The organism is Azospirillum fermentarium (assembly GCF_025961205.1).
Classification (GTDB): Bacteria; Pseudomonadota; Alphaproteobacteria; order Azospirillales; family Azospirillaceae; genus Azospirillum; species Azospirillum fermentarium.
Map to the genome: position 1 here is coordinate 1,683,823 of NZ_JAOQNH010000001.1, position 21,206 is coordinate 1,705,028.

The window sequence follows — 21,206 nt, forward strand, 5'->3', positions numbered from 1 at the left end:
TGGCCGGGAGCAGGGAAAAAAGAGCATGAAAAAAGCGCCGTCCGAAGACGGCGCTTTTTCTTTTCCCGAACCGGCGCGAAGGATTACTTCGCGTTGAACATGGCGACGGCGGTGTCGCTCATGCGGTTGGAGAAGCCCCATTCGTTGTCATACCAGCTCAGGACGCGCACGAAGTCACCGTCGATGACCTTGGCTTCCTTCAGCGCGAAGACCGACGAGTGCGGGTCGTGGTTGAAGTCCGACGACACCAGCGGCTCGTCATAGGCGCCCAGAATGCCCTTCAGCGGGCCTTCGGCCGCGGCGGCCTTGATGGCGTCGCGGATCTCATCGGCGGTGGTCTTGCGCTTGGCCTTGAACTTCAGGTCGATGACCGACACGTTGGCGGTCGGCACGCGGATGGCGGTGCCGTCCAGCTTGCCCTTCAGTTCCGGCAGAACCAGACCCACGGCCTTGGCGGCACCGGTGGAGGTGGGGATCATGTTCAGGGCGGCGGCGCGGGCGCGGTGCAGATCCTTGTGCGCCGTGTCCACCGTGTTCTGGTCGCCGGTGTAGGAGTGGATGGTGGTCATGAAGCCGTGCTCGATGCCCACCAGATTGTTCAGCACGTACGCCACCGGCGCCAGGCAGTTGGTGGTGCACGAGGCGTTGGAGACGATCTTGTGCTCCGCCGTCAGCTTGTCGTGGTTCACGCCATAGACGACGGTGATGTCTTCATCGGTGGCCGGGGCGGAGATCAGCACCTTGCCCGCACCGGCTTCCAGATGCTTGGCGGCGTCGGCGCGCTTGGTAAAGATGCCCGAGCATTCGAAGGCGATATCGACGCCCAGATCCTTCCACGGCAGCTTGGCCGGATCGCGTTCCTGCACCACGGCCACGGCGTGGCCGTTGACGACCAGCTTGCCGTCCTTGGCTTCGACGGTGCCGGGGAAGCGGCCATGAACGCTGTCGTACTTCAGCAGATGGACGTTGGTTGCCAGGTCGGCCAGATCGTTGATGGCCACCACCTCGACATCCTTACGGCCGCTTTCATAGATGGCGCGCAGGACAAGGCGGCCGATGCGCCCGAACCCATTGATCGCAACCCGAACTGCCATGACTTCCTCCAGTCTGTCGTTGCGGCCGCCGCCGAAAACAGGCGCGGCGGCCGTTTGTGCAAATCCTGACGTTCCGCGCGTCTTTTAAAGGCGCGCTTTGGCCGCGGCAACCACCGCTTCGGTGGTGATGCCGAAGTGCTTGTACAGCTCCTGATACGGGGCCGATTCGCCGAAGCCGGTCATGCCGATGAACGCACCCTTGTCGCCCAGCCAGCGGTCCCAGCCCAGGCGCGCGGCGGCTTCCACCGCCACCCGCACACCCGATCCCAACACCGCGGCGCGGTATTCGTCGCTCTGGGCTTCGAACAGTTCCCAGCAGGGCATGGACACCACGGCGGTGCCGATGCCGTCGGCCTGCAGCGCCGCGCGGGCTTCCAGCGCCAGCGACACTTCCGAGCCGGTGGCCAGCAGCGTCACCGTCCGCTCACCCTCGGCCTCGGCCAGCACATAGGCGCCCTTGGCGGTCAGGTTTTCCGACACGTCGGTGCGGGCGGTGGGCACGTTCTGGCGGGTCAGCGCCAGCAGCGAGGGGGCGGTGGCCGACGCCAGGGCGATTTCCCAGGACTCCGCCGTTTCCACCGCGTCCGCCGGGCGGAACACCAGCAGGTTGGGAATGGCCCGCAGGGCCGCCAGATGCTCCACCGGCTGATGGGTCGGGCCGTCTTCGCCCAGGCCGATGGAGTCGTGGGTCATGATGTAGACCACACGCTGCTTCATCAGCGCCGACAGGCGGATGCTGGGGCGGCAGTAATCGGCGAACTGCATGAAGGTGCCGCCGTAGGGGATCACGCCCCGGTGCAGCGCCATGCCGTTCATGATGGCGGCCATGCCGTGCTCACGCACGCCATAGCGCACGTAGCTGCCGTTGAAGTCGCCCGACCCCTTCACGTCGGCCTGGACCTTGGCCTTGGTGTTGTTGGAGGGCGTCAGGTCGGCGGAACCGCCCACCAGTTCGGCCACCGCCGGCGCCACGGCTTCCAGCACGTTGCCGGACGCCACACGGGTGGCCCACGACGGCTTGTCCGCAACCACCTTCTGCTTGAAGGCGGCGAACACCTCGGTCAGGCCGGCGGGCAGGCCGCCGGTCATGGCGCGGTCGAAATCGGCCTTGGCGGCGGCGTCCAGCGCGCCGTGGCGCGTGCCCCAGGCGGCGTAGGCGTCGGCGCTGCGGGTGCCGGCGGCGCGCCAGGCGGACAGAACCTCGGACGGAACCACGAACGGCTCGTGCGGCCAGCCCAGCGCCACGCGGGTGGCGGCCACCTCGTCCTTGCCCAGCGGCGAGCCGTGGCAGTTGTGGCTGTCGCACTTGTTGGGCGAGCCCTTGCCGATGATGGTGCGGCAGGCGATCAGCGACGGGGTGCCGGTCGCCTGCGCGGCCTTGATGGCCGCGGCAACGGCGTCCATGTCGTGGCCGTCAACGGTCTGCACGTCCCAGCCATAGGCGCGGAAACGGCCCGGCGTGTCGTCGGTGAAGCTGAGGTCGGTCTTGCCGTCGATGGAGATGCGGTTGTCGTCCCACAGCACGATCAGGCGCGACAGCTTCAGATGGCCGGCCAGCGAGCACGCCTCGTGGCTCACCCCTTCCATCAGGTCGCCGTCCGACGCGATGACATAGGTGAAGTGGTCGATCAGGTCGCTGCCGAAGCGGGCGTTGGTGATCCGCTCGGCCAGCGCCATGCCGACGGCGGTGGAGATGCCCTGGCCCAGCGGACCGGTGGTCATTTCGATGCCGAGGGTGGGATCCACCTCGGGGTGGCCGGGGGTCAGGCTGCCGAGCTGGCGGAACCGCTTCAGCTCGTCGATGGTCATGCGCGGATAGCCGGTCAGGTAGCCCAGCGCGTACATCAGCATGGAGCCGTGGCCGGCGGACAGCACGAAGCGGTCGCGGTCGGCCCACACCGGATCCTGCGGATTGAATTTCAGGAACTGGGTGAAGAGCACCGTGGCGACGTCGGCCATGCCCATGGGCATGCCGGGGTGACCGGACTTGGCGGCCTCGACGGCATCCATGGCCAGAACGCGGATGGCGTTGGCCAGGGTGGCCGGGGAAACGGCGGAAGAGGAAGCGGGCATCGACAGGTGTTCCTGATGGCGGACGCGCGGACGGGATACGACGGAGAGGCGGGAAAGCCATGCTTTCCCACCGAATGGCGGCAACATGCAGATACGCCGCCCCTTGGTCAACCGGCGAATGGGCATTGCAGGGTCCGCGCGTGGGCCGGCGTGTTTCCCGCACGCGCGGAACGTGCTTTTTCATTGACCTTGTGCGCGAACCCCCCCAACTGTATAGGCCCATTCGCCCCGTGATGGGGCCGGGTGTCCGTTCGGCTGCCCCGTTTCGATTCTGGTTCAAGGATCTGCCTGCTGCCATGGAGCCGTTGAAAGCCGCGTTGGACCGGCTGGCGCGAGCCGCCGACCGGTTGGCCGTCGCCGCGGAAACCCGCGAGGCCCGTTTCGTCCGCCGCGAACAGGATCTGGCCGTCGCCCTCCAGGAAGCGCGCGGCGAACAGGACCGGCTGTCCGGCACCACCGAGGCCGTGTCCCTGCGTCTGGACGCGGTGATCGCCCGGCTGGAAGCCGTGCTGGCCGACCCCGACTCCGCTGCCGATTTCGAGGCCGATTCCGCCGCGCCCGCCGATGAGCCGGCCGCCGATGCACCGCTTGCCAATGCATCGCCGGCAGGGGCGGAGGCCGGACCGGAGCGGGATGCGGCGCCGGACGCCCCCTCCGTCCCCCCCACCACCGTGTAAGGAGGCGCGCCGATGGCCCGCGTGGATATCGAGATCAACGGCCGCCCCTACCGCTTCGGCTGCGAGGATGGGCAGGAACAGCGGCTGTTCGATCTGGCCGCCTATGTGGACCGGCGGCTGAAGGAGGTGACCGGCGGCGGCAAGCTGGGGTCCGACGCCCAGATGCTGGCCGTCACCTGCGTTGTGCTGGCCGACGAGTTGCAAGAGGCGCTGGCCCAGCGCGACCGGGCGCTGGCCGCCGCCGCCCAGCCGGTGGTGGCACCCCGCACCGACGACGACGGTCTGGCCGCCGCCGTCGATCATGTGGCCCGCCGCATCGAAGAGGTTGCCGCGCGGCTGGAACGCGCCTAGATTAAAGACATGAAAGGGGGCTGCCTGGTTCGTCAGGCCGCATTTATCCCCAGGGCCGATAACCCTAACCTCTTGGGAGCTGTCCCTGCCGGAACCCTGGTTCCGGTACATGGCGCCCACCTGCTCTGGCAGGCCATGGAGGATAGTCACATGCCAACGGCCAAGGCGGCTTCCTTTCATCGCTCTTTTCGGTTCCCCGGACGTCCCCACCCCACCATGACCGATCGCCACCCGGCACCCGCCCCACCCGATGATGACGGGCGGAAGGCTGCGGCCCGTCTGCGCGCCCGCGCGCTCCGCGACGCGCATGGCGGGCCGGAAGACCATGCCGTCGTGGCGGCGGCGGTGCGGCGGCGCATCCTTGACACGGTGGCTCTGCCCGATGGGCCGGTGGGCGGTTATTGGCCGCTGGGATCGGAACTCGACGTGCGGCCCCTGCTGCTCCATCTTGTGGAGCGGGGGCGGGTGGCGGCCCTGCCGGAATCGGGGCCGAAGGGCCAGCCGCTGACCTTCCGCCGCTGGGATGCGGATGCCCCCATGCGCACCGGGCGCTACGGCATCGCCGAACCGGACGGGACGGCGGCGGTGGCGCCGGCGGTGCTGCTGGTGCCGCTGCTGGCCTTCGACCGCACCGGGCACCGGCTGGGCTATGGGGCCGGGTATTACGACCGCACCATCGCGGCGCTGCGGGCGGCGGGGCCGCTGCTGACCATCGGCGTCGGCTTTGCCGCGCAGGAGGTGGAGCGGGTGCCCACCGGCCCGTACGACGAGCCGCTGGACTGGATTGTGACGGAACACGCCGCGCACCGCTGCGGGGCATGAACGGGAAGACGGGTTAAGGACATGAGGCTGCTGTTTCTGGGCGACGTGGTGGGGCGCAGCGGGCGGGATGCGGTGGTGGCCGCTCTGCCCCGGCTGAAGGAGGCGCTGGACCCCGATCTGGTGGCGGTGAACGCCGAGAACGCGGCCGGCGGCTACGGCCTCACCCTGAAGATCGCCGAGGAACTCTTCGCCGCCGGCGTCGATTGCCTGACGCTGGGCAACCACACGTGGGACCAGAAGGAACTGGTCGCCCAGATCGACGGGCAGCCGCGCATCATCCGCCCGCTGAACTACCCCGAGGGCACGCCGGGCCGCGGCTTCGTGCTGCTCCAGACCCGCGGGCAGCGCAAGGTTCTGGTGGCCAACGTCATGGCCCGGCTGTTCATGGACCCGCTGGACGACCCGTTCCAGGCCATGGAGCGGGTGCTGCGCGCCCACCGGCTGGGACCGGGCGGGGTTGACGCCATCCTGGTGGATTTCCACGGCGAGGCCACCAGCGAAAAGATGATCATGGGCCATTACCTGGACGGCCGCGTGTCGCTGGTGGTGGGCACCCACACCCACGTGCCCACCGCCGACCACACCATTCTGCCCGGCGGCACGGCATACATGAGCGATGCCGGCATGTGCGGCGATTACGACAGCGCCATCGGCATGAAGAAAGAGGTCGCCATCGCCAAGATCACCCGCAAGCTGCCCACCGAACGTCTGTCCCCGGCCGAAGGGGAGGCGACGGTGTGCGGCGTCTATGTGGAAACCGACGACCGCACCGGGCTGGCCGTGCGGGTGGAGCCGGTGCGCCTGGGCGGGCGGCTCAGCCAGTCGCTGCCGTCGCGCACCGCGGGGTGACCCGCGGGGCGGAAGGGGCGGTTGGGTTATCAGCAGGGTTGCCGTTCTGCCACAGCCGGGCGGCGGCTTTGCGGGGTAAGCCCCCTGGCCGCAATCTCGCCATATTGACTTTCTAATCCGGTGGGTGTCGTGTCGCGCTCCTAATCGGCGGTGTGGGTGTGCGCACGGGGTGACCCGTGGTGTGCGCCCGCCGGCTGTCGTTTCCAACACCCCTTTGTTGTCCGAGGCTCGTCCGTCGTATGGCCGGTCATTCACAGTTCAAGAACATCATGCACCGCAAAGGCGCGCAGGACGCCAAGCGGTCGAAGATCTTCAACAAGCTGGCGCGCGAAATCACCGTCGCCGCCAAGTCCGGCCTGCCCGACCCGGCGGCCAACCCGCGCCTGCGCGCCGCCATCCAGGCCGCCCGCGCCCAGAACATGCCCCGCGACCGCATCGAGCGGGCGATCAAGAGCGGCTCGCCCGGCGGCGACGACACCAATTACGAAGAGGTGCGGTACGAGGGTTACGGCCCCGGCGGCGTTGCCCTGATCGTGGAGGCGCTGACCGACAACCGCAACCGCACCGCGGCGGAAGTGCGCTCCACCTTCACCAAGTACGGCGGCACCATGGGGGAAACCAACTCGGTGAGCTTCATGTTCAACCGGGTGGGCGCCATCTATTACCCCGCGGCCACAGCCGACACCGACACCATGTTCGAAGCCGCCCTGGAAGCGGGCGCCGACAACGTGGAATCGGACGACGACGGGCATGAGGTGACCTGTTCGGTGGACAGCTTCGCCACCGTGCGCGACGCGCTGGATGCGAAATTCGGTGCGGCGGAAAGCGCGCGGCTGACCTGGAAGCCACTCAACACCGTGGCCCCGTCGGAAGACGCCGCCGCCTCGCTCATCAAGCTGATCGACATTCTCGACGACAACGACGACGTGCAGAGCGTGGTCGGCAACTTCGAGATCGCCGATGAGCTGATGGAGAAGCTCGGCGGCTGAGAATGGCCTTTCCCGTGGGCGGTGACGTGCTGAACGGGCCGGTGCGGCTGCTGGGGATCGACCCCGGCCTGCGGCACACCGGCTGGGGGGTGATCGCGGTGGCCGGCAACCGGCTCTCCCACATCGCCGACGGTGCGGTCCATTCCGATGCCGACAGCCCGCTGGCGGAGCGTCTGTGCCAGATTCACGACGCTCTGACCGAGGTGCTGGACCTCTACCGCCCCGACGAGGCGGCGGTGGAGGAAACGTTCGTCAACATGAACGCCGCCTCGACGCTGAAGCTGGGGCAGGCCCGTGCGGTGTCGCTGCTGGTGCCGGCGCGGGCCGGTCTGGCGGTGGCGGAATACCCCAACAACATGGTGAAAAAGGCCGTGGTCGGAGCGGGACGGGCGGACAAGACCCAGGTGCAGGCGATGGTGCGGCTTCTGCTGCCCGGCTGCACCATCGCCACGCCCGACGCCGCCGACGCGCTGGCCGTCGCCATCTGCCACGCCCACCACCGCGCCACGTGGCGCCTGTGGCGGCGGCAGGGGGTGAGCGGGCAGGGGGCGCGGGGGAATTTGCCATGATCGCCAAGCTGACCGGGGTGGTGGATTCCACCGGGACCGATTGGGTGGTGCTGGACGTGGGCGGGGTGGGGTATCTCGCCACCTGCTCGGCGCGCACGCTGGCGCGCATGGTGGTGGGGGAGCGGGCTTCGCTGGTGGTCGAGACCTTCGTCCGGGACGAGCGCATCGTGCTGTTCGGCTTTGCCGATGCCGGTGAGCGCGACTGGTTCCGCCTGCTGACCACCATCCAGGGGGTGGGCGGGCGCGTGGCGCTGTCGCTGCTGTCGGTGCTGGACCCCGAGCAGATCACCCGCGCCATCGCCACCCAGGACAAGACCGCCCTGGTGCGCGCCGACGGCGTGGGGCCGAAGCTGGCGCTGCGCGTCATCAACGAATTGAAGGACAAGGTCGGCAACCTCTCCCTCGGCACCCCCGCCGCCGCTTCGGCGGGCAAGGGGGCGGCCCCGGCACCCGCCGGCGTCAACCCGGCGCTGGCCGATGCGGTGTCGGCGCTGGTCAACCTGGGCTATGGCCGGTCGGAAGCCTTTGCCGCGGTGATGGCGGCGTCCAAGGGGCTGGGCGACACGGCGCCCGTGGGTGATCTGATCCGTCTGGGCCTGAAGGAACTCAGCCAATGAGCGGCGGCAAGGACGGTGACCGTCTGGTGACCCCCGGCATCCAGCCGGGCGAGGGCGCCGACACCAGCATCCGCCCCCTGACCATGGCCGAGTTCATCGGCCAGAAACAGGCGCGCGAGAACCTGTCCATCTTCATCCAGGCCGCCCGCGCCCGCGGCGAGGCGCTGGACCACGTGCTGCTGTTCGGCCCGCCGGGGCTGGGCAAGACCACGCTGGCGCAGATCATCGCGCGCGAGCTGGGGGTGGGCTTCCGCGCCACCTCCGGCCCGGTCATCGCGCGGGCGGGGGATCTGGCGGCCCTGCTGACCAACCTTCAGCCGCGCGACGTGCTGTTCATCGACGAAATCCACCGGCTGAACCCGGCGGTGGAGGAGATCCTTTATCCCGCCATGGAGGATTTCCAGCTCGACCTCATCATCGGCGAGGGGCCGGCGGCGCGGTCCATCCGCATCGACCTGCCGCCCTTCACCCTGGTGGGGGCGACCACCCGCTCGGGCCTGATCACCCGGCCCCTGCGCGAACGCTTCGGCATCCCCACGCGGCTGCAGTTCTATGAACCGGACGAGCTTCAGTTGATCGTCAGCCGGGCGGCGGGGGTGCTGGGCATGACCATGACCGCCGACGGCGCGGGCGAGGTGGCCCGGCGGTCCCGCGGCACGCCGCGTGTGGCCGGGCGCCTGCTGCGCCGGGTGCGCGACATCGCCGCCGTGGCCGAGGTGGATGTGGTGGACGCCCGCGTGGCCGACGCCGCCCTGACCCGGCTGGAGGTGGACCGGCTGGGCCTCGATTCCATGGACCGCCGCTATCTCGGCTGCATCGCCGCCAATTACGGCGGCGGCCCGGTGGGTGTGGACACCCTGGGGGCGGCGCTGGGCGAACAGCGCGACGTGCTGGAAGAGGTGGTCGAACCCTATCTGATCCAGCAGGGTTTTTTGCAGCGCACACCGCGCGGGCGCATGCTGACCGACACCGGTTTCCGCTATCTGGGCCTGACGCCGCCCGCGGCGGTGGCGCGGCAATTGGACCTGCTGACGCCGCCGGGACCGGCGGGGGAGGGGGACGATGAGTGACGCCCTGTCGGGATTCTTCGCCGCCGACTCCACCCACATCCTGCCCGTGCGGGTCTATTACGAGGACACGGACGCGGGCGGAATTGTCTATCACGCCAATTACCTGCGCTTCATGGAGCGGGGGCGGTCGGCCATGCTTTACCGGCTGGGCTTCCGTCACACCGAGGTGATGAACAGCGCAGGTGTGGCTTTTGCGGTACGGGCCATGGAGATTGATTTCCTGTCCCCCGCCCGGCTTGACGACGTGCTTGAAGTCGAGACGCGAATCACCAAAATCGGTGGCGCCTCCTTCGCAGTTGCACAAGCCGTCCGCCGGGGTGACCGGGTTCTGTCCCGCGCCGGCCTGAAACTGGCAACCATCGACAGAGCCGGACAGGCGGCGCGGATGCCCGCCGCCGTGCGCGAGGCGCTGACCACCCTCTTTCACAAACAACAGCCCTCTTCCCAAGCATAAAGCGAGACTGACAGCGATGGAGCATACAGCCCAATTGGCCGGTGCGGTGGCCAATGCCCACCCGATCACGATCTGGGGCCTGTTCATGCAGGCGGACTTCATCGTGAAGTTCGTCATGCTGCTGCTGCTTTCCGCGTCGATCTGGTCGTGGGCCATCATCATCGAGAAGCTGACCCGCCTGCGCCGCCTGAACGCCCAGGCCGATGCGTTCGAGGACACCTTCTGGTCCGGCGGCTCGCTCGACCAGCTCTATGAGCGCGTGGGCCAGCGGCCCGACGATCCCATGTCGGCCACCTTCGCCGCCGGCATGCGCGAATGGCGCCACGCCGCCGAGCGCGGATTCGCCGCCGGCATGAAGGCGTCGCTGCAGCAGCGGGTCGAGCGGGTGATGTCGGTGACCATCGGGCGCGAAATGGGCCGGGCCGAACGCTACATGACCTTCCTGGCCTCGGTCGGGTCGGTGGCGCCGTTCATCGGGCTGTTCGGCACGGTGTGGGGGATCATGAACTCCTTCACCTCCATCGCCGCGTCCAACAACACCAGCCTGGCCGTGGTGGCCCCCGGCATCGCGGAGGCGCTGTTCGCCACCGCCATGGGCCTGCTGGCCGCCATTCCGGCGGTGGTCGCCTACAACAAGTTCTCCACCGACCTCGGCCGCTACGCCGACCGGCTGGAGGCGTTCTCGGGTGAGTTCACCGCCATCCTGTCCCGTCATCTCGAGGAGCGGGGGGCCGCCTGATGGGCGCACAACTCGCCGGAAAGGGCGGTGGCGGGCGCGGCAAGCGCCGCGGCTACCGCGCCATGGCCGAAATCAACATGACGCCGTTCATCGACGTCATGCTGGTGTTGCTGATCGTGTTCATGGTCGCCGCCCCGCTGCTGACGGTGGGCGTGCCCGTGGACCTGCCCAAGACCAACGCCGCCCCGCTGGAGGCGCAGAAGGATCCGCTGTTCGTCACGGTTCAGGCGGACGGCACCATCTTCGTGCAGGAGCAGCGGGTTGACCGGGCCGGTCTGGTGCCGCTCCTGACCGCCATCACCAATGCCAACGCCGAGGCGCGCATCCTGGTGCGCGGCGACGCCCGCATCGCCTACGGCACCATGCTGGAAGTCATGGGCACCATGAGTGCCGCCGGCTTCAAGAAGGTGGGGCTGGTGGCCGAGCTTCCCAACACCCCGGCGAAACGCTGAGAAGACGGGCGGTACCGAACCGTGATGCGCCAACCCCTGATCGTGTCGTCGGTGTTGCACGGAGCGATCATGATGCTCCTGCTTCTCGGCATGCCGGCAAGCGATCGCAAGCTGGATCTCCCCCCTTCGATCCCCATCGAGGTGGTGGACGTCGGCGAAATCACCGAAGCCGCCCGCATGGACAAGGGCGAACCCAACGCCGCGTCCTCGCCCAAGGCCCCGGTGCCGGAAGCCAAGCCGGCCCCGCCGGCTCCGCCCGTGCCCGATCCCGACGACGCCGAACCCGCGCCGGCCCCGCCGCCGCCGCCCAAGGCCCCGGAACCGCCCAAGGTCGCCCAGGTGCCGCCGCCGCCGCGTGAGCCGGAACCGCCCAAGCGCGAACCGACTCCGGCGCCTCCTCCTCCCCCGGCCCCCCCGCCGCCTCCGGCTCCTCCTCCGCCGCCTCCGCCCCCGCCGGAGCCGACGCCGGCCCCCGTTCCGCCCAAGCCGCCCCAGCCCCCGAAGCCGGAGCCGCCCAAGCCGGAACCACCCAAGCCGGAGCCGCCGAAACCCGAACCTCCGAAGCCGGAACCGCCCAAACCGGAACCGCCGAAGCATGAGCCGCCGAAACCGGAGCCGCCCAAGCCGACTCCGGCAAAGCCCGAGCCTGCCAAACCGGAACCGGCCAAGACCCCGGCCAAGCCCGACGCTCCGGCCAAGCCGGACCCCAAGGCCAAGCCCGATGCGAAGGCGAAGCCCGAGCCGAAGAAGGAAACGGCCAACGCCGACCCGCTGGCCAGCCTGCTCAGCGACGTGTCGAAGCTGAAGCCGAGCGAGGCGGCCAAGGACGGCAAGGGCAAACCGGCGTCGTCCGCGTCGTCGTCGTCCTCCGCGTCGGCCAAGGCGTCGAATCAGCCCAACGGCGGCCCGAAGGCCACCCAGGGGCCGGACCGCGCCTTCAAGCCGTCGGGCAAGGCCATCGACGCCATCCGCAGCCAGGTTGGCAAGAACTGGAACTTCGATCCGGGCCGCAAGGACACCGGCAACATGGCGGTGGAAATCCGCATCGAGGTGGCCCCCGACGGCACGGTGCTGCGCGCCGATCTTGACGATGCCACCCGTGCGCGTGCCATGTCGGACAGCCATTTCCGGGCGGCGGCCGAAAGCGCGCTTCGTGCCATCATGAAGACGCAAAAGCTTGATCTGCTCTCGTCCGAATTCACCCCGGACACCTACGACAAGTGGCGTACGATCATCTTCAAATTCGACCCGAGGGATATGTTCTGACCATGACGACGACGACCAGGCGTTTCCTGCGGCTTGCCGGGCTTGCCGGCGCTGTGATGCTGGCCCTCGGGGTTGCCGCGCCCCAGACGGCACGGGCCGAACTGCGCATCGACATCACCAAGGGCGTGGTGGAACCGCTGCCCATCGCCATCACCACCTTCCACGGCGGTGCCGGGCGCGACGCCCAGGTGGGCGCTGACATCGCCAAGGTGGTGTCGGCGGACCTGGAACGGTCGGGCCTGTTCAAACCCTTGAATCCGCAATCCTTCCTCCAGACCCCGCAGCAGCTCCAGAGCGGGGAGCCGCGCTACGCCGACTGGCGCACCATCGGCGCGCAGGCGCTGGTGGCCGGCGGTGTGCAGGGGGCCGGCAGCGGCCAGATGAAGGTGGATTTCCGCCTGTGGGACGTGACCGCGGGCCAGTACATGTCGGGCCTTTCCTACTCGGCCTCGCCCGACAGCTGGCGGCGAATCGCCCACATCGTCGCCGACGCCATCTACAAGCGTCTGACCGGCGAGGACGGGTATTTCGACACCCGCATCGTCTATGTCGCCGAATCGGGCCCGGCCACCAACCGCGTCAAGCGGCTGGCGATCATGGACCAGGACGGCGAGAACCATCAGTTCCTGAGCGACGGGAAGACGCTGGTGCTGACGCCGCGCTTCTCGCCGACGGCTCAGGAAATCACCTATATGTCGTACTTCAACAAGAAGCCGCGGGTCTATGTGTTCAACATCGACTCCGGCCGTCAGGAAGTGCTGGGCGATTTCCCCGGCATGACCTTCGCCCCCCGGTTCTCGCCGGACGGGAAGCGGGTGGTCATGAGCATGGCCCAGAACGGCAACACCGACATCTTCACCCTGGATCTCGGCACCCGTCGGCAGACCCAGCTCACGGATTCGCCCGGCATCGACACCGCCCCCAGCTATTCGCCGGACGGCAGCAAGATCGTGTTCGAGTCGGACCGTGGCGGCAGCCAGCAGCTCTATATCATGAACGCCGACGGGTCGGGCGTGCGCCGGCTCAGCTTCGGCAACGGGCGTTACGGCACCCCGGTGTGGTCGCCCCGCGGCGACCTGATCGCCTTCACCCGCCAGCAGGGCAGCGGTTTCGCCGTGGGCGTCATCCGCCCCGACGGCACCGGCGAACGCATCCTGACCGAGGCGTATCACGTGGAAGGCCCGACCTGGGCGCCGAACGGCCGCGTGCTGATGTTCTTCAAGGAGACCCCCACGGGCGGCGGGCGCAGCGCCAAGCTCTATTCCATCGACGTGGGCGGGTTCAATGAACGTCGGGTCAGCACCCCGCTGGACGCATCGGACCCCGCATGGTCGCCCTTGATTCCCTAAAGCAGTAAGCCTATTTTCCGGCTGCGTGTTCGACGTGCCGCAACACCGAAAGAAAGCGAAGTCCACCGGGGTCTGGTGGACTTCAGCCCCATTCCCTGAATGCTTCCGGTGCCACCAAACGTCTCAAATAAAGACATCCCGTTCTCGCACTCAAGGGGTTCACCAATGCGTATGAAGGCTCTCGCCCTGATGGCGGCTCTCGCTCTGCTGGGCGCTTGCGAATCCGCTCCGAAGGATGCCGGCGCCGGCGCCGGCACCGGCACCCAGAACACCATCGTTCCGGGCTCGCAGCAGGATCTGGTCGTCAACGTCGGCGACCGCGTGTTCTTCGGCTTCGACCGCTCCGACCTGTCGGCCGAAGCCCGCGCCACCCTGGACCGTCAGGCCCAGTGGCTGAAGACCTACGGCAACGTCAACGTGACCATCGAAGGTCACGCCGACGAGCGCGGCACCCGCGAATACAACCTGGCGCTGGGCGAACGCCGCGCCAACGCCGTGAAGAAGTACCTGGTCGCCCAGGGCATCAACACCGCCCGCGTGAAGACCATCTCCTACGGCAAGGAGCGTCCGGCCGTTGTGGGTTCGGGTGAAGCCGCTTGGGCCCAGAACCGCCGTGGCGTGACCGTCGTCGATTGATCCCTGGCGGATCATCGGCACGGCGTGCCGCCGCACCCCGGTGCGGCGGCGCCATGACGGACCTGTTCCTGATGCAGGTTTGATGCGAACGCCGTCCCGGTTTCGGCCGGGGCGGCGTTCGTTATTTTGGCCGACGGTTTGCTTCGCAAAAGAATTGTCGGTTTCACAGGTCTTTCCGTTGACAAGCAGCCGCAGCATGGCTGCAATACCGCTCTCACGGGCGCGGCGCCATGGGGGGCCGTCCATCCTTTCCAGGTTGAGGGGACCATGAAGAAACGTTTTGCTCTGAGCCTTATGGGCGCCGTCGCGGCGGTGGCCGTTACCGTGGCCGGTTTTGCCGGCGGTGCTGCGGCTCAGGACAAGAAGCCGGTCAACATCTACATCTGGAACGACTATCTGGGTGAAACCACCCTGGCCGACTTCACCAAGGCCACGGGCTACCCGACCAACGTCGATCTGTACGACAGCCTGGAACTGCTGGAACAGAAGGTTCTGGTGGGCAAGTCCGGCTACGACGTCATCGTCCCCACGGTGGAACCCACCGGCTCGCGCATGATCCAGGCCAAGGTGCTGGCGCCGCTGGACAAGGCGAAGATCCCCAACCTGAAGAACGTCGACCCTTCGGTGCTGAAGCTGCTGGAGACGTCGGACCCCGGCAACAAGTTCCTGATCCCCTATCTGGGCGGCACCGTCGGCATCGGCATCGTGCCGGAAAAGATCAAGGCGATCATGCCCGACGCCCCGCTCGATTCGTGGGATCTGCTGTTCAAGCCCGAGGTGGCGAAGAAGCTGTCGGCCTGCGGCATCACCATCATGGATTCGCCCACCGACGTTCTGCCGTCCGTCCTCCACTATCTCGGCCTCGACCCGAATTCCGAGAAGAAGGAGGATTACGAGAAGGCGGAAAAGGTTCTGATGGCCATCCGCCCCTATGTGAAGCAGTTCGTCACCGGCCAGAACATCAACAATCTGGCGGGCGCCGATGCCTGCGTGGTCATGGCCTATTCCGGCGACGTGCTCCAGGCCCAGTCCCGTGCGGAAGAGGCCGGCAAGGGCGTGAAGGTCGAATACGTCATCCCGAAGGAAGGCGCGCAGGTCTGGTGGGACACCATGGGCATTCCCGCCGACGCCCCCAACAAGGACGGCGCGCACGCGCTGCTGAACTTCGTGCTCGATCCGGCCAACATGACCGGCATCACTGCCAAGGTGCAGTACGGCAACGCCGTGCCCGCCACCCTGGCCGGGCTTGAGGATTCGGTGAAGAACAACCCCGCCGTGTTCCCGACCGAAGCGCAGAAGGCCAAGCTGTTCAGCATCAAGTCGCTGAAGGCCGGCACCGAGCGCCTGCGCACCCGTCTGTGGACCAAGGTGAAGACCGGTAAGTAAGCCTGCGTCTTTTCCGGTACCTGACCACCCCGCGCCCCGGTTTCGCCCGGCTGATGAAGCCCGCCGAAGCCGGGGCGTTCGGCTTTCACCCCCAAGACCACGCTGTCGGGGACGGAGCGGTATGACAACCAGCGGTATGACTTCCCAGGCGATTCGCAAGCCGGTGCGGCTGGAACCCTGGCTCGATGCCAACGAAAAACCCTATGTCCGCATCGAGCGGGTGACCAAGCGCTTCGGCGGCTTCGTGGCGGTGGACGACGTGTCGCTGTCCATCTACCGCGGCGAATTCTTCGCGCTGCTGGGCGGGTCGGGGTCGGGAAAGACCACGCTGCTGCGGATGCTGGCCGGATTCGAAACCCCGTCGGAGGGGAAGATCTTCATCGACGGCGTGGATATGTCGGACATTCCGCCGTACGACCGCCCGGTCAACATGATGTTCCAGTCCTACGCCCTGTTCCCGCACATGACGGTGGAACAGAACGTGGCGTTCGGGCTGAAGCAGGACCGGGTGCCCAAGGACGAGATCCGCGACCGCGTGGCCGCCATGCTGGACATGGTGCAGCTTGCCAAATTCGCCCGCCGCCGCCCGCACCAGCTCTCGGGCGGCCAGCGGCAGCGGGTGGCGCTGGCCCGGTCGCTGGTCAAGCGGCCCAAGCTGCTGCTGCTGGACGAACCCCTGGGCGCGTTGGACAAGCGGCTGCGGGAAAAGACCCAGTTCGAGCTGGTGAACATCCAGGAAAAACTGGGCATCACCTTCGTCGTGGTCACCCACGACCAGGAAGAGGCGATGACCATGTCGTCGCGCATCGCCGTGATGAACCAGGGCTACATCGCCCAGATCGGCACGCCGACCGAGATCTACGAATACCCCAACTCCCGCCTGACCGCCGAGTTCATCGGTTCGGTCAACATCTTCGAAGGCCGGGTGGTGGAGGACGAACCCGATCACGTCCGCATCCGGTCGGAGGAGGCGGGGTGCGACCTCTACATCACCCACGCGGCGTCGGCCCCGGTGGGCACGCAGGTGTGGGTGGCGGTGCGCCCGGAAAAGATCGCCCTGTCCAAGGAGCCGCCACCGGGCGCCCACGAGGACGGGCGCAACATGACGCAAGGGGTGGTGCGTGAAATCGCCTATCTCGGCGACGTGTCGATCTATCTCATCGAACTGGCGGGGGGGAAGATGCTGCGCGCCACCATGCCCAATGTCACCCGCCGCACCGACCTGCCCATCACCTGGGAGGATACGGTTTACCTGACATGGCGGCCCTTTGCCGGCGTGGTGCTGACCCAATGAGCCGCAAGGGCTTCATTCCGCTCGGCAACCGCATGGGCGAAGGCCGTCCGCCGGGGTATGACATCGGCGGGGCGGTGGTGGTGCAATGGGCCGTGGCGTTGCTGCGCCGGGCCGGGCTGTGGGGCCGCGGGCTGGTGCTGGCGGTGCCGTACCTGTGGCTGCTGCTGTTCTTCCTGGTCCCGTTCCTGATCGTCTTCAAGATCAGCTTTTCCGAAGCGGAACTGGCCCAGCCGCCCTATACCGCCCTGTTCGCGTGGCTGACCGACGACAGCGGGGAGGGGGGCAAGCTCCAGATCATCCTCAATCTCGGCAACTACATCCGCCTGTGGGCCGACGACCTGTACGTGCTGGCGTACCTGTCGTCGCTGAAGATGGCGGCCATCTCCACCCTGCTGTGCCTGCTGCTGGGCTATCCCATGGCGTACGCCATAGCCCTTGCCCCGCCGTCGCGGCGAGGCGCGCTGATGATGCTGGTGATCCTGCCGTTCTGGACCTCGTTCCTGATCCGGGTGTACGCCTGGATCGGCATTCTGAAGGCCAACGGCATCCTGACCGGCATCCTGTCGTCGCTGGGGCTGGTGGACGAGCATTTCGAGATTCTGTATTCGGACACCGCGGTCTACATCGGCATCACGTACACCTATCTGCCGTTCATGATCCTGCCGCTGTACGCCACCCTGGAAAAGCTGGACCGGACGCTTCTGGAAGCGGCGGCGGACCTGGGCTGCCGCCCGTGGCAGGCGTTCCTGAAGATCACGCTGCCGCTGTCCATACCGGGCATCATCGCCGGGTCATTGCTGGTGTTCATTCCGGCGGTGGGGGAATTCGTGATCCCGGAACTGCTGGGCGGCCCCGACACGCTGATGATCGGGCGGGTGCTGTGGAACGAGTTCTTTTCCAACCGTGACTGGCCGGTGGCGTCGGCGGTGGCCATCGCGCTGCTGGCCTTCCTGGTGGTGCCGATCATGATCTTCCAGTACGTGCAGGGCAAACAGGACGCGGAGGTTCGGCGATGAAACGGACCGGTTTCCTGTCGTGGGCGCTGTGGTTCGGCTATGCCTTCCTCTATGTTCCCATCGCGCTGCTGATCATCTATTCGTTCAACGAAAACCGTCTGGTGACGGTGTGGAGCGGCTTTTCCACCAAATGGTATGGGGAGCTGCTGGAGAACGACCAGCTTTTGTCGGCGGCCCGGCTGTCGCTGGAGGTGGGGGCGATTTCGGCCACCGTGTCCACCATTCTGGGCACCATTGCCGGCTTGGCGCTGGCCCGGTTCGGGCGGTTCCGCGGACGCACGCTGTTCGGTGGCATGATCACCGCTCCCTTGGTGATGCCCGAGGTGATCACCGGCCTGTCGCTGCTGCTGGTGTTCGTGGCGCTGGAGGGATTGACCGGCTGGCCCGACGGGCGCGGCATGACCACCATCACCATCGCCCACACCACCTTCACCATGGCCTATGTGGCGGTGGTGGTGCAGTCGCGTCTGGTCAGCATGGACGAGAGCCTGGAGGAAGCGGCCATGGATCTGGGCGCCCGCCCGGCCAAGGTGTTCTTCGTCATCACGCTGCCGATCATCTCGCCGGCCATCGTGTCGGGGTGGCTGCTGGCCTTCACCCTGTCGCTGGACGATCTGGTGATCGCCAGCTTCGTGTCGGGACCGGGGTCCACCACGCTGCCCATGGTGATCTTTTCCAGCGTGCGGTTCGGTGTCAGCCCGCAGGTGAACGCGCTGGCGACGATCATCGTGCTGCTGGTGGCGACGGGCATCTTCATCGCCACCATGCTGATGGCCCGCCAGGACCGCCAGCGCCTGCGCGACGAGCAGATGGCGCAGCAGGGGGGGTGACCCCCCTGTTTTTTCCCCTCACCGCCGGGGCTACGCACTGCATGGATCTCTAATTTATTGATATAAAAATTTTTTTTATCGTCATTCCCGCGAAAGCGGGAATCCAGGCGTGAGCCGTGATCAGCGGCGATATGAGTCCCCAAGGTGCTGGCCTTGGAAACACCCTCTGGATCCCAGCTTTCGCTGGGATGACGATGAAAAGTTATTTTATATCAAAATGTTACATGATGCCCCTCTCCCACGGCGGGAGAGGGGGCATGCTTTACCCCACCAGCGCGCACCATTCCTCTTCGCTCAGGATCGTCACGCCCAGGTCGCGGGCCTTGGCGGCTTTTGACCCCGCGTCGGCGCCGCAGATGACGTAATCGGTCTTGGCCGACACCGACCCGGCCACCTTGGCGCCCAGGGACTCGGCGCGGGCCTTGGCCTCGGGGCGGGTCATGGTGGTGAGCGTGCCGGTGAACACCACCGTCTTGCCCGCCACGGGCGAGGACGTGGCCCCCTTGGGCGGCTCATAGGGGATGACGGTCACGCCCGCGGCCAGCAGGTCGCCGATCACCGCGCGGTTGTTCGGCTCCAGGAAGAAGCCGGCCAGTTCCTCCGCCGCCACGGTGCCCACGTCGCTCAGCGACACAAGCTCGCCCCACGCCGGGCCGGGCCGGTGGGCGGCGGCCTCGGCCATCGCCTCCACCCAATCGGGAACGGTGGCGTAGCGTTCGGCCAGCGCCTTGGCCGCCGGGCGCTTCACCGTCTTCGACAGCAGGGTGGCGATGACGGTTTCCACCGACAGCGTGGGCTGGGTGGCGTAGAACCGGGCGTTGGCCACATTGTCCGCGTGGGCGAACCATGCCAGGATGCCCTCCACCGTGGTCGGCCCCACGCCCTTGAGCGTGTGGAGATCCTGCCACGCCTGTCCCGGCATGGCGGCGGCTGCCTCGTTCATGCCGGCGATCCAGGCGTCCACGGTGCGGTAGTGCTTGGCCAGCGTCTTGGCCGTCACCTCGCCCACATGGCGGATGCCCAGCGCGAAGATGAAGCGGTGCAGGTCGATGGCCGCGCGGCGCTGGTTGATGGCGGCGAACAGCTTGTCCTGGGACACCACGTCCCAGCCGAAGCGGTCGCGGATCGGCGGGGTGAAGCCCTCGTTGCGCTGCTCCAGGGTGAAGATATCGACCGGCGAGCGGACCAGCCCGTCGGTCCAGAACTCCACGATGGTCTTTTCCCCCAGCCCTTCGATGTCGAAGGCGTCGCGGGACACGAAATGGCGCAGCCGCTCCACCGCCTGGGCCGGGCACACCAGACCGCCGGTGCAGCGGCGCACCACTTCCCCCTCTTCCCGCACGGCCAGACTGCCGCATTCGGGGCAGTGGGTCGGGTAGGCATAGGGCTCGCTGCCGCTTTCGGGGCGCTGGCTCTCCACCACGGCGACGATCTGGGGGATCACGTCGCCGGCCCGCTGGACGATGACCAGATCGCCCACCCGCACGTCCTTGCGGGCGATCTCATCCTCGTTGTGCAGGGTGGCGCGGCTGACCACCACGCCGCCGACGTTCACCGGCTCCAGTTCCGCCACCGGGGTCAGGGCGCCGGTGCGGCCCACCTGGATGGTGATGGCCTTCAGCCGGGTCTGGGCCTGCTCGGCGGGGTACTTGTGCGCCGTCGCCCACCGCGGGGCGCGGGACACGAAGCCCAGCCGTTCCTGCAGGTCCAGCCGGTCCACCTTGTACACCACCCCGTCGATGTCGAAGGGCAGGGTGGCGCGGCGGCGCTGGATGCCGTCGTAGAAGCGCAGGAGCGACTCGACACCATCGCAATGTTCGGCGGGGCGGTTCAGTTGGAAGCCCCAGCCCTTCAGCCGTTCGCGGACGCCCCATTGGGTGCCGGCGATGGGTTCCGATACCTCCCCCAGCGCATAGCCGAAGAAGCACAGGGGCCGCCCGGCGGTGATGGACGAATCGAGCTGGCGCAACGACCCGGCGGCGGCGTTGCGCGGGTTGGCGAACAGCGGTTCGCCCCGTTCCGCGCGGGCGGTGTTCATGGCCAGGAAATCGCCGCGGTTCATATAGACCTCGCCGCGCACCTCCAGCACCGCCGGGACGGGGGCGGGCAGGGTGTGCGGTACGTCGCGGATGGTGCGGACATTGGCGGTCACGTCCTCCCCCTCCGCCCCGTCGCCGCGGGTGGTGGCCTGTACCAGGTCGCCGTTTTGATAGCGCAGGGAGCAGGACAGCCCGTCGATCTTGGGTTCGGCCACGAAGTCCAGCGCGTCCCCTTCCTTCAGCCCCAGGAAGCGGCGGACGCGGGCAACGAAATCGGTCACGTCCTCGGGCGCGAAGGCGTTGTCCAGCGACAGCATGGGCACCGCGTGCCGCACCTTGCGGAACCCCGACGCCGGGGCGGCCCCCACGGACAGCGACGGCGAATCGGCGCGGCGCAGTTCGGGGAACCGCGCCTCGATGGCGTTGTTGCGGCGGACCAGCGCGTCGAAATCGGCGTCGGAGATTTCCGGCGCGTCCTTCTGGTGATAGAGGGTGTTGTGGTGCGCGATGTCCGCCGCCAGGGCCGCCAGTTCGGCCTGGGCCTGTTCGACGGTCAGCTCATCGGGTGCCAGGGCACGGAGGGAGGCCGGGGACAGGGACGCGTTGCTCATGATCTCTCGCTGATAAAAGCGGC

Annotated in this window: 21 protein-coding genes and 1 other RNA gene; 19 read left to right on the forward strand and 3 right to left on the reverse strand. The window is 67.6% G+C overall.

The features are described from left to right. Positions 1-83 precede the first annotated feature (83 nt). Together gap and tkt are read right to left on the reverse strand one after the other, a co-directional pair. Positions 84-1,094: a type I glyceraldehyde-3-phosphate dehydrogenase gene (gene gap / locus M2352_RS08045; protein WP_264663978.1), complete on the reverse strand. Its 1,011-nt coding sequence runs from the start codon at positions 1,092-1,094 to the stop codon at positions 84-86. A gap of 84 nt (positions 1,095-1,178) precedes the next feature. After that, a complete protein-coding gene (gene tkt, locus M2352_RS08050; RefSeq protein ID WP_264663979.1) occupies positions 1,179-3,167 on the reverse strand; it encodes a transketolase in 1,989 nt (662 codons plus the stop codon). Between the two features lie 296 nt (positions 3,168-3,463). On the opposite strand from tkt, the gene M2352_RS08055 reads away from it, so the two are divergent. From M2352_RS08055 to M2352_RS08145, 19 genes are all read left to right on the forward strand, one after another. Next, entirely contained in the window at positions 3,464-3,844 is a 381-nt protein-coding gene (locus M2352_RS08055; protein WP_264663980.1) for a hypothetical protein, read from the forward strand. Between the two features lie 12 nt (positions 3,845-3,856). After that, a complete protein-coding gene (locus M2352_RS08060) occupies positions 3,857-4,195 on the forward strand; it encodes a cell division protein ZapA (RefSeq protein WP_264663981.1) in 339 nt (112 codons plus the stop codon). A 14-nt stretch (positions 4,196-4,209) separates the two neighbouring features. After that, a non-coding RNA gene (ssrS, locus tag M2352_RS08065) (6S RNA) lies at positions 4,210-4,371 on the forward strand. A 40-nt stretch (positions 4,372-4,411) separates the two neighbouring features. Further along, positions 4,412-5,017, forward strand: coding sequence for a 5-formyltetrahydrofolate cyclo-ligase (locus M2352_RS08070; RefSeq protein WP_264663982.1), 606 nt, complete (start codon positions 4,412-4,414; stop codon positions 5,015-5,017). A 21-nt stretch (positions 5,018-5,038) separates the two neighbouring features. Then, positions 5,039-5,866 carry a TIGR00282 family metallophosphoesterase gene (locus M2352_RS08075; protein ID WP_264663983.1) on the forward strand — a complete coding sequence of 276 codons (828 nt, stop codon included), beginning with the start codon at positions 5,039-5,041 and terminating at the stop codon, positions 5,864-5,866. A 239-nt stretch (positions 5,867-6,105) separates the two neighbouring features. Further along, on the forward strand, positions 6,106-6,855 hold the full coding sequence (locus M2352_RS08080) for a YebC/PmpR family DNA-binding transcriptional regulator (RefSeq protein ID WP_264663984.1): 750 nt from the start codon (positions 6,106-6,108) through the stop codon (positions 6,853-6,855). A gap of 41 nt (positions 6,856-6,896) precedes the next feature. Next, positions 6,897-7,424, forward strand: a complete 528-nt coding sequence (ruvC, locus tag M2352_RS08085) for a crossover junction endodeoxyribonuclease RuvC (protein WP_454464565.1) — start codon at positions 6,897-6,899, stop codon at positions 7,422-7,424. Further along, positions 7,421-8,041 (forward strand): Holliday junction branch migration protein RuvA, encoded by a 621-nt coding sequence (gene ruvA / locus M2352_RS08090; RefSeq protein ID WP_264663986.1) that lies wholly within the window; start codon positions 7,421-7,423, stop codon positions 8,039-8,041. Before ruvC ends, ruvA begins: the two co-directional genes overlap by 4 nt. Then, positions 8,038-9,111, forward strand: a complete 1,074-nt coding sequence (ruvB, locus tag M2352_RS08095; protein ID WP_264663987.1) for a Holliday junction branch migration DNA helicase RuvB — start codon at positions 8,038-8,040, stop codon at positions 9,109-9,111. Before ruvA ends, ruvB begins: the two co-directional genes overlap by 4 nt. Beyond that, a complete protein-coding gene (ybgC, locus tag M2352_RS08100; protein ID WP_264663988.1) occupies positions 9,104-9,565 on the forward strand; it encodes a tol-pal system-associated acyl-CoA thioesterase in 462 nt (153 codons plus the stop codon). Before ruvB ends, ybgC begins: the two co-directional genes overlap by 8 nt. A 16-nt stretch (positions 9,566-9,581) precedes the next feature. Continuing rightward, entirely contained in the window at positions 9,582-10,304 is a 723-nt protein-coding gene (tolQ, locus tag M2352_RS08105; RefSeq protein ID WP_264663989.1) for a protein TolQ, read from the forward strand. Next, a complete protein-coding gene (gene tolR, locus M2352_RS08110) occupies positions 10,304-10,756 on the forward strand; it encodes a protein TolR (RefSeq protein WP_264663990.1) in 453 nt (150 codons plus the stop codon). The genes tolQ and tolR overlap by 1 nt, the downstream gene beginning before the upstream one ends. A gap of 69 nt (positions 10,757-10,825) precedes the next feature. Further along, positions 10,826-12,022: a cell envelope integrity protein TolA gene (locus tag M2352_RS08115; RefSeq protein WP_264663991.1), complete on the forward strand. Its 1,197-nt coding sequence runs from the start codon at positions 10,826-10,828 to the stop codon at positions 12,020-12,022. 2 nt (positions 12,023-12,024) lie between these two features. Beyond that, positions 12,025-13,371: a Tol-Pal system beta propeller repeat protein TolB gene (gene tolB / locus M2352_RS08120; protein WP_264663992.1), complete on the forward strand. Its 1,347-nt coding sequence runs from the start codon at positions 12,025-12,027 to the stop codon at positions 13,369-13,371. Between the two features lie 165 nt (positions 13,372-13,536). Continuing rightward, positions 13,537-14,007, forward strand: coding sequence for a peptidoglycan-associated lipoprotein Pal (pal, locus tag M2352_RS08125; RefSeq protein ID WP_264663993.1), 471 nt, complete (start codon positions 13,537-13,539; stop codon positions 14,005-14,007). A gap of 267 nt (positions 14,008-14,274) precedes the next feature. Further along, positions 14,275-15,393 (forward strand): polyamine ABC transporter substrate-binding protein, encoded by a 1,119-nt coding sequence (locus M2352_RS08130; RefSeq protein WP_264663994.1) that lies wholly within the window; start codon positions 14,275-14,277, stop codon positions 15,391-15,393. A 136-nt stretch (positions 15,394-15,529) separates the two neighbouring features. Next, positions 15,530-16,687, forward strand: a complete 1,158-nt coding sequence (locus M2352_RS08135; RefSeq protein ID WP_264665318.1) for an ABC transporter ATP-binding protein — start codon at positions 15,530-15,532, stop codon at positions 16,685-16,687. Next, positions 16,684-17,703, forward strand: a complete 1,020-nt coding sequence (locus M2352_RS08140) for an ABC transporter permease subunit (protein ID WP_406567239.1) — start codon at positions 16,684-16,686, stop codon at positions 17,701-17,703. The genes M2352_RS08135 and M2352_RS08140 overlap by 4 nt, the downstream gene beginning before the upstream one ends. Continuing rightward, the gene (locus M2352_RS08145) at positions 17,700-18,533 is read left to right on the forward strand and encodes an ABC transporter permease subunit (protein ID WP_264663995.1); all 834 of its coding nucleotides are present in this window, start codon (positions 17,700-17,702) and stop codon (positions 18,531-18,533) included. Before M2352_RS08140 ends, M2352_RS08145 begins: the two co-directional genes overlap by 4 nt. Before the next feature lie 262 nt (positions 18,534-18,795). Here M2352_RS08145 and ligA read toward each other — a convergent pair whose 3' ends face one another. After that, on the reverse strand, positions 18,796-21,183 hold the full coding sequence (ligA, locus tag M2352_RS08150) for an NAD-dependent DNA ligase LigA (protein WP_264663996.1): 2,388 nt from the start codon (positions 21,181-21,183) through the stop codon (positions 18,796-18,798). Positions 21,184-21,206 lie beyond the last annotated feature (23 nt).